Origin of the sequence: Fibrobacter sp. UBA3629 (assembly GCF_002374005.1) — a bacterium.
Classification (GTDB): Bacteria; Fibrobacterota; Fibrobacteria; order Fibrobacterales; family Fibrobacteraceae; genus Fibrobacter.
Genome location: NZ_DFLC01000040.1, coordinates 55,045 through 69,413 on the forward strand (window position 1 = coordinate 55,045; position 14,369 = coordinate 69,413).

Consider the following 14,369-nt stretch of genomic DNA (forward strand, 5'->3'; position numbering starts at 1 on the left):
TCCATCAACGTCTAGATTTAGGAGATACCCAGAACTTGAGCACTCCCATGTCGTGAACGAGCCAGTTCATCAGTTCCTGCGAGTATTCAACGCGCTTCTTTCGCAGAACAATCACATGCTCATTGAGCGTTTCGGTTTCGACATGGAACACAAGTTCGCTACCGCCATTTTCTTCGAACGGTTCAAAGCGCTGCATGCCTTCTTCCAGTTTTTGAAGGAATTCCTCAGTCAGCATCAAGGAATCCAGGCTCACATGAACATACTTGACCATGCGTCCGCGGACATAGTCCAACTGGAAGACTTCCTCCACCGCAATCTGGAGTTCCTCTGTCAACTTGCGTTCCTTATCCCGCTTGTATTCCAGCAAACCCTTGACCAGAATACGGTCATCCCCAGAAATCTTGTCGCGGAAACGTTCCCAGTCGTCTTTCTTGAAGAACAGCTCGACTTCGCTGTGGAAGTCACGGATAACGCCGATACCGATGGCACCGCCACGTTTTGTGTCGATAGACTTCATCGAGGTGACTACGCCACCCACGATAACCGTACTCCCCACCTTGCGTTTCAGTTCGTCATACGCAAGCGAAGATGTCGTAAATCCCTGAAGTTCAGGGCGGAACTCGTTGAGCGGATGCCCCGAAAGGAACAGGCCCAGCACCTCGCGTTCCTTGTTGAGCATTTCCATATCGCCCCACGGCTCGGCATCTTCCAGAACCTCGGCCGTATTCGCCATGGATGCGCCTGCCCCGCCCAAATCAAACAGGGACATCTGCCCCACGGACTTGTCCTGCTGGTATTTAGCAGCCACCTCGATGGCGCGGTCCACTGTCGCCATGAGCACCGCGCGATTTCCCGGAAGGCAATCGAGAGCGCCCGCCATAATGAGGCATTCCAGGACCTTCTTACTCAGCGGAGGATGTTTCTCCTTGAAGCTGCCCTGATATTCGGCCACGCGCTTGCAAAAATCAAAAATATCCTTGTAAGGGCCGTGTTTCTCGCGTTCGGCCACCACATCCTCGACAACGGCGATACCCACGTTCCGGATTCCGCCCAGACCATAGAGAATATTGCCATCCTTGTCGGCCGAGAACACGCCGAGAGAGACGTTGATATTCGGGGAAAGCACCGGCACACCGATGCGCTTACATTCCTGGATGATGGTGACGATGTCTTCCGTCTTGCCCATCTTGGATGTCATGGAAGCGGCCATGTATTCAGGGCCATAGTTCGCCTTGAGATACGCAGTCTGATAAGCCACGTACGCATAGGCGGCCGCATGGCTCTTGTTGAACGCATATCCGCAGAACGGGAGCACGGCATCCCACACCTTCTGAATCAGAGCCTTGTCGTAGCCCTTGTCGATACACTTCTGGAAGAACTCCGGCTGGAGCTTTTCCATCTTTTCGGGCATCTTCTTCGCCATGATACGGCGGATGTTGTCAGCGCCGCCCAGCGTGTAGCCGCCCAGCACCTGAGCAAGCTGCATCACCTGTTCCTGATAGACGATAACGCCGTAGGTTTCCGAAAGGATGGGGTTCAAGTCCGGATGGTAGCAGTCAATCTCTTCGTTGCCCAGCTTGCGCGCAATGAAGTGCGGAATCTGGTCAATCGGGCCCGGACGGTAAAGTGCGTTCATGGCGATAAGGTCGCCAATACGGTTCGGCTTCAGTTCGCGCAAATACTTCTGCATACCCGGAGATTCGAACTGGAACACCGTGGTCGTCATGCCCTTGCCCAAAAGGTCGAACGTCTTCTTGTCATCGAGAGGGATATGCCCCATGTCCAGGTCGATGCCACGATTCTTCTTGATCATGTTCACCGCATCCTGGATGATGGACAAGTTAATCAGGCCGAGGAAGTCCATCTTCAAGAGGCCAATCGTCTCGGAATAATGCTTGTCGTACATCACCACCGGGGTATCGGCGGGGGCCGCCCGGTAAAGCGGGGCAAGGTTGTAAATGGGGGTCGGCGTAATCACCACGCCGCATGCATGTACGCCCGTCTGGCGCGGCAAATCCTCAAGTCGGAGCGCGATACTCCAGAGTTCCTGGTAGCGCGAATTGCCCTCGACCAACGCCCGAAGCGGTTCCGGGCTATAGTCCGGAGCAACCGGGTTCCCTTTCTTGTCGAGGCCCGTCCAGGCATCGTTGAGGCTAAAGTTGAGCACGCGCTGCGGGAAACAGGCGATAATCTGGTCGGCTTCCGTATAATGGATATCCAGGACTCGCGCCACATCCTTGATGACCTGCTTGGACTTGAGCATGCCGTAGGTAATAATCTGGCCCACACAGTCGGCACCGTACTTGCGCGTCACATAATCGATGACACGTCCACGGTCACGGTCAGCAATGTCCGTATCGATATCGGGCATGGACACGCGTTCGGGGTTCAGGAATCTCTCGAAAAGGAGGCCGAACTTGAGCGGGTCGATATCGGTAATGCCGATGATGTAGGTGACGAGCGAACCCGCCGCAGATCCACGCCCCGGTCCCACAGGAATTCCGTGTTCGCGCGACCAGTTGATAAAGTCCCACACGATGAGCAGGTAACCCGCAACGTTCATGTTGCGGATACAGTTCAGTTCCTTGTACATGCGCTGGCCCACTTCGGTCTCGTGCGTCGGGAACTTGAAATCCTCATCGGGGAAACGCCACTTGAGGCGCTCGTTGCAGAGGTGGATGATGTAGATGTCGGAATCGGAGCCCGGCTTGCAATCCTTGGCCGTAGCCTTCGCGATGGCGGCCCGGTCCTCGTCGGTGAGGCTTTCCGCATCCTTCTCGTTTTTCTCGCAATACTTTTTGAGCTGCTTTTCGTAGAAGGTGGGGTATTCCGCATCGTATTCGGCCTTCATGATGGCCTTGATTTCCTGGTATTCTTCCGAGGCCAGGAATTCCTTCGGAATTTCGAATCGGGGCCAAAAGTCGTCGCCGATACCCGTCACCACCTCGAAATTGCAGCGTTCCGCAATGGAAACCGTATTCTCGATGGCTCCTGGAATATGGCCGAAGAGTTCGCGCATCTCGGCTTCGGTGCGGAAATAGAACTTGTCGCTCGGAAAGCGCTTGTCTTCAAACGTCTTGAGCTTTTCGGTCAGGGCGATACAGCGGAGCGCCTTGTGCGCCTGAGCATCCTGCTGCTTGATGTAATGGACATCGCCCACGGCAACGATTCCGCGGCCAAGTTCCTCGGCCAGCCGCACGTTGAAATCGTTCACGCGCCCCTGCAGTTCGATTCCGTTGTTGCAAACCGAAAGGTAGAGGTGGTCTCGATCAAAAATCTTGTCGAGTTCGAACATGAAGTCGCGAGCAGGAGTTTCGCGGGCCGCCGCAACGTTCTGTCCATAACGGCTAAAGTAGTCTCCAGCAATAGCTATGAGGCCCGCCTTGTGTTCGGCGACGACGCTCAAAGGGACAGACGGAATCTCCGCCCAACGGTCCGATTCCTCATAACGGAAACTGACGATACGAAGCAGATTGTAATAGCCTTCCTTGTTCTCCACCAGGAGCGTCAGGCGTTCGTAAGTGGTCGTATCCTTCTGCGTCGAACCGGGAGAATCGACATAGACATGGCACCCCAGCACCGTCTTGATGGGCGGGAGCCCCTTTTCCTTGCGCTTCTTGTTCAGGGCCTTCCCGCGTTCCTGGAATTCCAGGATACCAAACATCGCGCCATGATCCGTCAACGCGACAGCCGGAGCGTTATCGGCCGCTGCGGCAGCAAAAATATCATCTAAGCGGGCGGACGACTGTAAAATCGAGAACTCGGAATGTACTTGGAGATGAACAAAAGCCATACCCGCAATTTAACAAAAAAGCACTTACAGGAACTCCTTCAAAATATCCCTTCATCAAAAATTGTATTTTTTACAACATGAAACGCGCACTTATTACAGGCATTACCGGCCAGGACGGTTCGTACCTGGCAGAATTTCTTCTCGAGAAGGGTTACGAAGTTTATGGGCTCGTCCGCCGCAAAAGCAAGCTCGACTTCAACAACGCCGAACACCTCAAGGGCAAAGTCACCTTCATCTTCGGCGACATGACCGACTCCGCATCGCTTTTGCGTGCCATGGAAATCGCGAAACCCGACGAGATATACAACCTCGCCGCGCAGTCCTTCGTGACCACCTCCTGGGAAACCCCGCTCTCCACCGCCGATATCAACGCCATCGGCGTCACGAAACTTTTGGAAGCGGTCCGCCTCGTGAAGCCCGACACCCGCGTTTACCAGGCATCGACCAGCGAGATGTTCGGCAAGGTGCAGGCTATCCCGCAGAACGAGACTACGCCTTTCTACCCGCGCAGCCCTTATGGAGTTTCCAAGCTCTACGGGCACTGGATTATCAAGAACTACCGCGAGAGCTACGGCATGTTCGCCTGCTCCGGCATCCTCTTCAACCACGAATCTGAACGCCGCGGCGCCGAATTCGTGACCCGAAAGATTACCATCGCTGTCGCAAAGATCAAGGCAGGCAAGCAGGACGTGCTTGAACTCGGGAACATGGACGCAAGCCGCGACTGGGGTCATAGCGCCGACTACGTGCGCGCCATGTGGCTCATGCTGCAGCAGCCCGAGGCCGACGACTTCGTGGTCGCCACCGGCAAGACGCATACCGTCCGCGAGTTCGTAACGCTCGCCTTCAAGGCCGCCGGAATGGAAATCGAATTCCACGGCAAGGGCGTCGACGAATACGCGACCCTCAAGGGTACCGACAAGGTAGTCGTGAAGGTGAACCCGCAGTTCTTCCGCCCCGCCGAAGTGGACCTGCTCATCGGCGACGCAAGCAAGGCGAAGAAGGTCCTTGGCTGGGAACCGCAAATCAGCTACGAAGAACTCGCGAAGCGCATGGTCGAAAGCGACATCAAGCTCCTTGCCGAAGGAAAGATTTGATGAAAGTCGTCATCGTCGGTGCAGCCGGATTCGTAGGCAAGTACCTTACCCGCGAGCTTGAAGCCGCAGGGCATAGCGTGGTGACCGCGGATCTCCCCGAGGTGAACCTGCAGAACGCGCCCCAGGTGGAAGCGCTCATTGAAGGAGCGAAACCCGACGCCATCGTGAATCTCGCCGCCATCAGTTCGGTAGGGGCCTCCTGGAAGTGCCCCGCCGATACCATCAGCGTGAACGTGAACGGAACGCTCAACCTGCTGGAAGCTATCCGCAAGCATGCGCCGCACGCAAAGACGCTTTTAATCGGGAGCGCCGAGGAATACGCCATTCCCGAAGGGAACAAGGCGCTCAAGGAAACGGACCCGCTCGAAGCGAGCAACCCCTACGGCATCTCGAAGATTGCGCAAGAAAACTTCGCACAGCTCTACCGCAAGAAATACGGCATGCAAATCGTGTGCACGCGCTCCTTCAACCACACCGGAGTCGGGCAGACGACAACGTTTGCGCTCCCGAGTTTCGTGAAGCAGGTCGCCGAAATCGACAAGTCGGGAAAGCCCGGCAAGATTCTCGTGGGGAACCTGAGCGCCTGGCGCGATTTCTCCGATGTGGAAGACGTCGTACATGTCTACCGCATGCTGCTCGAAAACGAAAACGAGTTCGACACCTACAACGTGGGCTCCGGAATCGCAAACAGGATCGAAGATTTGCTGAAAGACGTGATTCTAAAATTCACGCCTGCCGAAATTGAAATCGTCGTGGACCCCGAGAAGGTGCGCCCGGTAGAAACTCCATACCTGTGCGCCGACAACACCCGCATAAAGAAGTATTGGAAAGGCACCGACATACGCACGACCCTCAAGAAGATGTTTGACCACTTCAGGGCAGAGGCATAGGACTTGCATGGGTAACGCCCCGAAAATCGCGATAGACGCCCGCATGGTGAGTAGGTCCGGTATAGGCACCTGCATCCAACACTGGCTTCGCGACGTGGGCTACAGCGTAGCGCTCGGCGACCCGAAGGACCTCGATGCCTACGGCGAAGTGCCCACGCACATTCCATTCATCAGCGGCATCTACGGCTACAAGGAACAGCTCAAGTTCCCCTACTGCAAGTTGCGCAAGCAAAAGCCCGACGTTTTGCACATCCCGCACTGCAACGTACCGCTCTTTTACCGCGGGAAGATGATGGTGACGGTCCACGACCTCACCCACCTTGTGCACCCCGAGTTCTTGCCGATGAAGGTAGTGCACCTGTATTTCAAGTTCATCTTCTGGTTCATCTGCAAGCGCGCGAACCGCATTCTCGCGGATTCCGAAAGCACCAAGCGCGACCTTCTGCGGTTCTACAAGGCAGACGAATCGAAAATAACTGTTGTCCCGCTGGGTTACGGGAAGGAATTCGTCCGCAAGCCCAAGGAAGAATTTGAATACCTGTACGAGAAATTCAATATCCCGCGCGACAAGAAGATTCTTTTGTACGTCGGGAACTTGCTCCCCCACAAGAACCTGAACATGCTCCTGAAAGGTTTCGCCCGCATGCAGGGGAAAGAGAATTGCAGGCTCGTGCTTGTCGGCAAGGCATTCAGTGGCCGCACGCAGGACACCCGCGAAAAAGAACTTGGACTAGAAGGCCTCACAATACACGCCGGCATGGTCAGCCAGGAAGACCTCGTGAACTTCTACAACTTGGCCGACCTGTTCGTGCTGCCCTCGCTCTACGAAGGTTTCGGGCTCCCCGTACTCGAAGCATTCGCCTGCGGCACTCCCGTCGCCTGTTCCAACACGTCGTCACTCCCCGAAGTCGGCGGGAGCGTCGCAAAATACTTCGACCCGAAGGATGCCGAAAGCATTGCCCGCACATTGGAAAATTCCATCGACGACAAGGGCAAATACGATGGCGAAATCGATGCCTGGGTAAGCAAGTTCACGTGGGAATCGAGTGCCAGGCAAATTCGCGAAATTGCTACAGAGCTCGCCGCAGAAAAAGGTTAAGGGATGCAGCAGGGTTCGGCAAAAAAAATCCTTTCGAGCGTATTGAAGGCGGCCATCAGTATCGGTGGCCTCGCCTACATATTCTACAAGGTCCCGTTTGCCGATGTAAGCAACCACTGGACAGCGCAGGCACTCCCGTGGATTGGCGTCATCCTCTTCTGCACGCTGTTCAGCATGTTCATCCAGGCGAACCGCTGGCGCGGGCTTTTACTCGAAGAAGGCAAGAAAATCAGGTTCCGCACGTTCTACGCCTACATCGCGCTCGGATATTTTTTCAACAACCTGCTCCCCAGCGGATTCGGCGGGGATGCGGTCAAGACCATCGCATTCGGAAAGCGATTCGGGAACATGGCGAACTCGGTCGCGGCAGTCGCCATCTCTCGCGTGATGGGTCTCATCGCGATGTTCATCTGCTTCTTTGTAACACTCCCGTTCGTTATCGCCCGTTACGACATTCCCGCCATGTATACGGGCGCCGTATGTGCAGTCGCTCTCGTTTCCGTCCTCATCATTGTCGGCGGGCTATTTTCGGATAAAATAAGAATCCCTAAAAAAATCGCAGGGCGCATCCCGTTCCTGACAAAGTTGCAGGACGCCTTCTCCATTTACCGCAATTACAAAAAGGCGTTCTTCCTTTCGGGACTAGATTCTATCTGGCTGCAGATTTCGTCCATCGCCATCCATTACGCATACTTCCAGGCGGTAGGCGTTCCGGTAGATATCGCGACCATCACGGTGTTCATGACAATCACCATCACGGTTTCGATGCTCCCGATTTCAATAAACGGCATCGGTATCCGCGAAGGCGTAAATGTTAGTTTATTCACAGGCCTGCTCGGCATCCCCGCCGACATCGTCCTTGCCGCAGCACTCCTCGGATACATCCCCATGGTATTCCAGGCCGTGCAGGGGGCCGTGGTTTTCGGAGCCCTCGGGAAGCGAAAATAGACGCTTTATCTCCCAAAACTTGTTCTTAAACACCTTTTTCTGACGAAAAATAAGTTTTTTGTTCTCTTCACCTCCTTTTTTCTTATTTTTCTTTACAAACAAAAAAGGATGGACAACATGAAGTTATTGAAAAAAGCCTCCATATTCACATTCTGCACCCTGGCATATTTGACCGGGTGTTCCACCAACGATGATTCATCGCCCATAAGATCCAGGGATGATTCTTCAATCGAAGAACCCCAAGAAACCAACGTGGATGTCGTTGTCGGCTGCGAAGAAATCACGGACGAAGCGGACAAGGCCAAAATCGAAAAAATCAAGAGCGACCTTACCGATGTCTACTCCACCTTCGGGGATGGCGACCTGAGCAAGGCGCAAGAAATGAGCGCCGCGACAAAGTCCTCCATCGAGGCAATCCTCAAGAAGTATCCCGGTAACTGCGAAGCGCAGCTCGCCTACACGGCATCCATCATCTCGGATATCGCGAACAACAAGAAAATCAACAACCTGGTCGATACGCTGCTCGCCCGCACGGGTAAGCCCGGCGCATCGCTCTTCTCGCGCGACATGATGGGTTCTTCCGAGGTTTCCTTCAATCTCGCCTTCCATTCCACCGACGAACTTCGCGGCATTTTGGTAAGCGACGTTCAATCCACCATCGCAACCGCCATTCCGTCGCTGGATTCCTCCATCCGCTACATGACGAACATCGCAAACGACGACGCGTTCACCTGCACCTACACCATCGACGAGCGCGATGTTGAACTTGACCGCGGTGAATTCGCCCCGGTACTTGCCGCGTTGTACGCCGCCAAGGCGACACTCACGGCAGTTGTCAGCATTAACCTCGACATCGACGAGAACGGCAAATACGACTGGATTGATTCCCTTATGGAATTAGGCGCCAAGGTAAACTACTACGACAACCACGGTATCGAGCGCCTGTTCAAGTTTATCGGGAAAGACAGCAAGTTCACCTCTGTCCATGATTCCTGGAAAAAAGAATACAAGAACATCCCGAACATGATAGACAGCGCGATTAGCTACGTGCAGTTCGGCCTGCAGTACGGACTCGAAGAAGCAAAGAACGGCCTCAAGACCCAGGAAAACGACCTCTACATCGTGGGTGACGGCGAAGAAGCCGACCTGAGTACCGCCGACGCCCAGAAGATTATCGATTCCCTGAGCACCATCAAGACCCAGCTCCGTACCGGCTTCGACATCCCCTACGCCGAAGGCAAGACCATCAAGATCGCGCCCTACAAGTGGTTTGAAAACACCGACGGTATCCAGAAGTTCCTGCCGTACCACGTGGTGAACGACAAGTCCGAATGGGTGAACCCGGACGGCGGTTTCTACTGGTCCGAAGACCTGGAATACCATGCTTACGCCCAGAGGTTCATGCAGGGTTACGTGGCCCAGGAATACTACAAGTTCAACCCCAACATTGAAAGCAACCAAGTCAGCGGATGGGAAGACGACGAGACCTCGGGAACAATCTTCATGGATGTCTACGAACCTGAACGTATCGAAGCAGAAATCGGCTACGTTGCTGACGGTTGCAAGATCAAGTTCGTCGTCAACAGCTACGTGGAAGGCGACCCCTGGGCCATGATTAATAGCGACGAGCCAATAACAAAAACCGAATGGAAGATTCCTGACGTGACGCTCCCCGCAGGAATGTGCAAGGACGACAAGGGCACCATCAAGTACGCCGTCGCCTTCTACGAGAACGAGGTTCCCAACTTCGGGTACTTTACCGACAAGGACGGCAACAAGACCGAGACTATCCAGGGCCTCCTCAACGGCAAGATGGTCGATTCCGAAATCGAGAAGTACACCTTCGAAGACCTCCGCAAGTTCATCATCTTCCCCGATGTCACGTTCGGTGGCATTTTCCCCGACATGACCGTAGACTCCTTCTGGGATGAATTCATCAAGGGCGCCATCGACGACGACTTCGACGAATACTACGAAGATGAAGAAGACTGGGACGAACAAGAAAACGAATTCGCCATTGATTAATCAACAGTGAAAGCAATCTTCAAATCACTATGCGCCATAGGCTTGACAAGTCTCCTTGCAACGCCATTGGCGTATGGTGAAACAAAAGGCCTCGCCCACTGCGGCGGGCTTTTTTTGCTGGATACCGATACCAAAGAACTGAGCGGTACTTTCTGCAATGTCGCGGACACGGCACATTCCGACAAGTATTCCGTTTTCGCCTCGTTTTCGCATTACCGCATAGACGGGCTCTGGAAAGACGGCTGGGAACTTTCTTTAAGCAGCAACCGCACGCTCGGTTCGGCGGGTATCCAGGCCGACTTTCGGAACATTACTTTCTCCGTAGCGGCAAGTGGCCTGCCGGCGCTAAAATCAAGCGTCACCATACACACTGCGGATTCTTCGCTGTACGCGACAGCACTTGTCGAGCGCGGAGCTCCGGACCTTGCGACCATCCACTGGGAATCCGAAAACGAAAACGACGAGGTCCACCTGATCGAAGGCGACTGGAATTCGCAATACCTGCGCAAGGGATTTACAGCCGGAGCAAGGTTTGCAGGCAACGAACTTGCCGCAGGCCTGCAGCACATCGGCACGACTCCGTACAACGCAAAGCGGGAATACTTTATCAAGGATTCCTCGCGCATCTGGCTCTGGAACGCCCAATACGCGCACCATTTCGAAACGAGCAAGCTCGATTTCTACTATGCGGGAATTTCTGCCGACGTGAACATTTTCGGGAACACCTGGCGCGACAACAGCACCAAGCGTTTCATGTTCGTCCCGCTAGACGCAAGCCTGCATTACGGCAGTATTCAGTGGGAAAAGGAGACCTTCGGGCTCGATGCACGCGGCATCAAGGCCGATATTCACATGGAGCGGAACAAGAAACGGTTCTTCGAGACGTTCGCCCCGAACCGCCTGCTTCCCGTGTCCATCATGCAGACGCTTTCGTTCTCATTCTTGCAGAAGAACTTCCTGGTGGATGCAGACATCGACCTTTCCGCAGTTACGCTGGGAGGGCACGTTAACCCGCAATTCGAAATCACGACGCACACGAAGGTTTCCCCGCGTATCGACTTGCACGGATACTACACCTACGACGAAATCGAGGTCGACAAGACATCTTCGACAACATCTTTCATTGGCTACAGCGCGCAGAATGAATCCTGGTCGTGGATGCTCGAGAGCTACGGGCTCGTCGCCGGGCTCGGGATTACGCTGGAGCGCGAAACCCAGGGAATTCTCCGCAATCTTTCGCTTTTCGCCAGCGCGACGCAAATCGTCCCGTTCAAGACGGACTATACCGAGCGCACGGAAACTCCATCTGACAAAAACAAAAACGCCGGACTTGAATCCGGCAAGATTTTCCGAAATGGGTTTGCCGCCCACTTCGGCGCATCAATCAGTTTCTAGGGTTTTAACCCCAGACTTCGGTCTTGAGCTCGCGACCCCACATGTCCTTGAGCACGTCTTCGACTTTTTTGCCTTCGAAGAGGAGCGCGTGGACGGAGTTCACGATAGGCATCTCGACACCGAGCTTGTCGGCGAGCGCCTTGGTGCTCTTGCAGGTGGGCACGCCTTCGGCCACCATCTTCATGCCGGCGAGAACCTGCTCGATGGTTTCGCCACGCCCGATGTGTTCACCCACGTAGCGGTTGCGGCTATGCTGCGAGAGGCAGGTCACGATGAGGTCGCCCATGCCGGCGAGGCCCGCAAACGTTTCGGACTTTGCACCGAGAGCCTTGCCCAGGCGGCACATTTCGGCCTGGCCGCGGGTAAGGAGGGCTGCACGCGTGTTGTCGCCAATCTTGTACTTGCCGCTCGCCTCGAGCCCGTAGAGCACGCCAGAGGCAATTGCAATCACGTTCTTCACAGAACCGCAGAGTTCCACGCCCACGATGTCGGTAGAACTGTAAACGCGCAGGTAAGAGCAGCTCATCACCTTCTGCACGAGCTTCGCGGATTCCTCGTTCACGCAGGCGGCCACAATCGCGGTAAGGATATGGCGGCTCACTTCTTCGGCATGCGAAGGCCCGCTGAAGGCGACCATCTTGTCGTCGGTGAGCCACGGCACGTTCGAGAGCAGCACTTCGCTCATCAGCTGGTTCGTACCTTCGAGAATGCCCTTGGTAGCGCAGACAACGATGGGTTCCTTGCCCTTCGCCGGAGTCCACTTGCCCAGGTTCTTCGCGACTCCACCCATGAACTGCGACGGCACCACGATAAGCACCATGTCGCAACCATCGAGAGCGGCATTCATGTCGGTCGTGTACTTGAAATCCGCCGGGAAGATTACGCCGGGGAGTTTGTCCTTGTACTGATGCTCCGTCGAAAGCAGATCGACTTCGGCCTGCGAGTTTGTCCAGAACGAAACTTCGCACTTATTTTCATAGACCACCTGACCGAGAGTCAGGCCCCAACCACCAGTTCCAAGTACAGTTACTTTCATGATAAAAATCCTTTTTTCAACAATCTACAATATTTATGCCTTCGGAGTCTTGCGCTTGCTGCCAAAACCGTTCTCGGTGCCGTTCAAAAGGCGCTTGATGTTCGATTTGTGCTTCACAATCACGAAAAACGCCACCAGAAGGCAGGTAATCATGAGCCCGAGGTTGATATCGTCGGGCGGGAAGGGCAACTTGAGGAAGCCCATCACGGCAAAAACGCCGAGCGCGACGCACGCGCCGATGCTACCTACCGAAACATACTTCGTGCTGAACGTGAGCACCACCCAAACGCCGAGGCAAGAAAGCGCCGTAATCGGGCAGAGCGCGAGGAACACGCCGAGCGCCGCAAGCACGCCCTTGCCACCGCGGAAACCCGCGAAGCAGGTGAAGCTGTGGCCAAGAATCACGAGGATACCCGCGACAAGCGGAACCCAGTGGGAATAGTCCGCACCACCGGCAGCGACCTGGGATTCGCACATGCGCATGGCAATCCACGGGCCGAAGAAGCCCTTGAGCAAGTCCATGAATACCACAGGGAGCGCCGGCTTCCAGCCGAGCACACGGAACGTATTGGTGAGGCCCGCATTCTTGGAGCCGTAATCCCTAATGTCGAACGACTTTCCCTTTGCGAGCTTTGCTATCCATATGGCGCTGGGGATCGACCCCAGCAAGTACGCTATTGGAAGACTCAGTAAACTGTTCAAGTTCTTCATCCTTTCTGAGGGTTAACTTCTGGTCAAAATTCAGGCGCAGGGGCGCACCCTGCAGCTGGAATTCCTCGTAAAACTTCTTGAGCAAGTAACGCTTGTACGATTCGTCTACCAGTTCGGGCGTGCGCGTCTCGATAGCGATGACGGGCGGTTCCACCATCACCTGGCAAGCGCGGGTAAGCGACACCACGCGGGCGTTGTGGCTCGGGGGCGCCTTCTCTTGCAAGAAGTTCGCAAACGATTCTGCCACGCGGTCACGGCCAAGCACACGGCGGCAGTTGGCATACACCGTCTGGATGGCCTGCACAATACGGTTCACGCGCTGGCCTTCCTTGGCGCTTGCAGAAATAATCGGCACATACTCGAGCATCGGCTCGCGTTCTAGCATTTCCTTCACCATGCGGTCGAAGGACTTTTCCGTCTTGTCCGGGTAGATATCCCACTTGTTGAGCACGAGCACCAGGCCCTTGCCCGCCTTGCGGATTTCGGTAATGATGCGGAAATCCTGCACCTCGAGCCCGCGCGTGCAATCGACCATCAGTACCGAGAGGTCGGAGCGGCGGATGCTTTCGAGCGTGCGCATGTTGCTGAAGATTTCGACTTCGTCCTCGACCTTCGCCTTCTTGCGGAGGCCCGCCGTATCGGTCACCACGAACTTCTGACCATCGACAACAAAATCGCAGTCGATGGAATCGCGGGTCGTACCCGGAATGTCAGAGACCACCGCGCGGTCTTCGTTCAGCAGGCGGTTCAACAGCGTGCTCTTGCCCGCGTTCGGGCGGCCGAGAATCGCGAAACGGATGGGGCGTTCTTCCTTGCGCTCGCCACGCACCGGCGTCGGGAGAATCGAGACAACCTCGTCGAGGAGCGAGAGGCAGGCATAGCCCGTAAGCGCACTGATGGTGCGGGGCTGACCAAAACCGAGCTTCAGGAACTCGTAGCTTTCCTGTCGGTCGCCCTGCTGCTCGCTCTTGTTCGCCACAAGGATCACCTTCTTGTCGAGCTTGCGGATAAGGCGCGCGAACTGCTGGTCGAGCTTGGTAATGCCCACGCGGACATCCACCATGAAGAGCACGAGGTCGGATTCCTCGACCGCATTGAAAATCTGCGCACGGACGCTATCGGCCAGCACGTCGATGGAATCGTCGGGCAAGAATCCGCCCGTATCGACCACCGTGAACTCGTGGCCCTTGTAGTTCGCCGTCTGGTAATGCCTATCGCGGGTAACGCCGTCACGGTCAGAAACGACAGCGGCACGCCGCCCCAGGATGCGGTTGAAAAGCGAGGACTTGCCCACGTTCGGGCGTCCGATAATGCACACGACTGGTAATTTCATCGTGTGTAAATATAGAAAAATGGCGGCTAGATATTAGAACGA

10 protein-coding genes are annotated in these 14,369 nt (G+C 55.2%); 6 read left to right on the forward strand and 4 right to left on the reverse strand.

What is annotated here, in order from left to right; translation table 11 throughout:
* Nucleotides 1-4: 4 nt before the first annotated feature.
* Complete coding sequence (gene dnaE, locus B2310_RS12065; protein ID WP_173365302.1) at nucleotides 5-3,793, reverse strand: DNA polymerase III subunit alpha; 3,789 nt, start codon at nucleotides 3,791-3,793, stop codon at nucleotides 5-7.
* A gap of 77 nt (nucleotides 3,794-3,870) precedes the next feature.
* Here dnaE and gmd point away from each other — a divergent pair, with 77 nt between their 5' ends.
* From gmd to B2310_RS12095, 6 genes are all read left to right on the forward strand, one after another.
* On the forward strand, nucleotides 3,871-4,890 hold the full coding sequence (gene gmd, locus B2310_RS12070) for a GDP-mannose 4,6-dehydratase (RefSeq protein WP_173365301.1): 1,020 nt from the start codon (nucleotides 3,871-3,873) through the stop codon (nucleotides 4,888-4,890).
* Nucleotides 4,890-5,780, forward strand: a complete 891-nt coding sequence (locus tag B2310_RS12075) for a GDP-mannose 4,6-dehydratase (protein WP_290723430.1) — start codon at nucleotides 4,890-4,892, stop codon at nucleotides 5,778-5,780. The genes gmd and B2310_RS12075 overlap by 1 nt, the downstream gene beginning before the upstream one ends.
* Nucleotides 5,781-5,787: 7 nt before the next feature.
* On the forward strand, nucleotides 5,788-6,879 hold the full coding sequence (locus tag B2310_RS12080) for a glycosyltransferase family 4 protein (protein ID WP_290731966.1): 1,092 nt from the start codon (nucleotides 5,788-5,790) through the stop codon (nucleotides 6,877-6,879).
* Nucleotides 6,880-6,882: 3 nt separating this feature from the next.
* A complete protein-coding gene (locus B2310_RS12085; RefSeq protein WP_290723433.1) occupies nucleotides 6,883-7,827 on the forward strand; it encodes a lysylphosphatidylglycerol synthase transmembrane domain-containing protein in 945 nt (314 codons plus the stop codon).
* 117 nt (nucleotides 7,828-7,944) lie between these two features.
* A complete protein-coding gene (locus tag B2310_RS12090; protein WP_290731969.1) occupies nucleotides 7,945-9,852 on the forward strand; it encodes a hypothetical protein in 1,908 nt (635 codons plus the stop codon).
* Between the two features lie 114 nt (nucleotides 9,853-9,966).
* Nucleotides 9,967-11,247, forward strand: a complete 1,281-nt coding sequence (locus tag B2310_RS12095) for a hypothetical protein (protein WP_290731972.1) — start codon at nucleotides 9,967-9,969, stop codon at nucleotides 11,245-11,247.
* A gap of 4 nt (nucleotides 11,248-11,251) precedes the next feature.
* Here the strand turns inward: B2310_RS12095 and B2310_RS12100 are convergent, their stop codons facing one another.
* From B2310_RS12100 to der, 3 genes are read right to left on the reverse strand one after another with little or no spacing between them, the layout of a single operon-like run.
* Nucleotides 11,252-12,283, reverse strand: coding sequence for an NAD(P)H-dependent glycerol-3-phosphate dehydrogenase (locus B2310_RS12100; protein ID WP_290731975.1), 1,032 nt, complete (start codon nucleotides 12,281-12,283; stop codon nucleotides 11,252-11,254).
* A 33-nt stretch (nucleotides 12,284-12,316) separates the two neighbouring features.
* Nucleotides 12,317-12,952, reverse strand: coding sequence for a glycerol-3-phosphate 1-O-acyltransferase PlsY (plsY, locus tag B2310_RS12105; protein WP_290731978.1), 636 nt, complete (start codon nucleotides 12,950-12,952; stop codon nucleotides 12,317-12,319).
* Nucleotides 12,885-14,327 (reverse strand): ribosome biogenesis GTPase Der, encoded by a 1,443-nt coding sequence (gene der / locus B2310_RS12110; protein WP_290731981.1) that lies wholly within the window; start codon nucleotides 14,325-14,327, stop codon nucleotides 12,885-12,887. Before der ends, plsY begins: the two co-directional genes overlap by 68 nt.
* Between the last annotated feature and the right edge of the window lie 42 nt (nucleotides 14,328-14,369).

Coding starts and splice junctions, on each gene's coding strand:
- B2310_RS12075 (WP_290723430.1), top strand. CDS start 4,890: ATGAAAGTCGTCATCGTCGGTGCAGCCGGATTCGTAGGCAAGTACCTT.
- gmd (WP_173365301.1), top strand. CDS start 3,871: ATGAAACGCGCACTTATTACAGGCATTACCGGCCAGGACGGTTCGTAC.
- B2310_RS12100 (WP_290731975.1), bottom strand. CDS start 12,283: ATGAAAGTAACTGTACTTGGAACTGGTGGTTGGGGCCTGACTCTCGGT.
- B2310_RS12085 (WP_290723433.1), top strand. CDS start 6,883: ATGCAGCAGGGTTCGGCAAAAAAAATCCTTTCGAGCGTATTGAAGGCG.
- dnaE (WP_173365302.1), bottom strand. CDS start 3,793: ATGGCTTTTGTTCATCTCCAAGTACATTCCGAGTTCTCGATTTTACAG.
- B2310_RS12090 (WP_290731969.1), top strand. CDS start 7,945: ATGAAGTTATTGAAAAAAGCCTCCATATTCACATTCTGCACCCTGGCA.
- B2310_RS12080 (WP_290731966.1), top strand. CDS start 5,788: ATGGGTAACGCCCCGAAAATCGCGATAGACGCCCGCATGGTGAGTAGG.
- der (WP_290731981.1), bottom strand. CDS start 14,327: ATGAAATTACCAGTCGTGTGCATTATCGGACGCCCGAACGTGGGCAAG.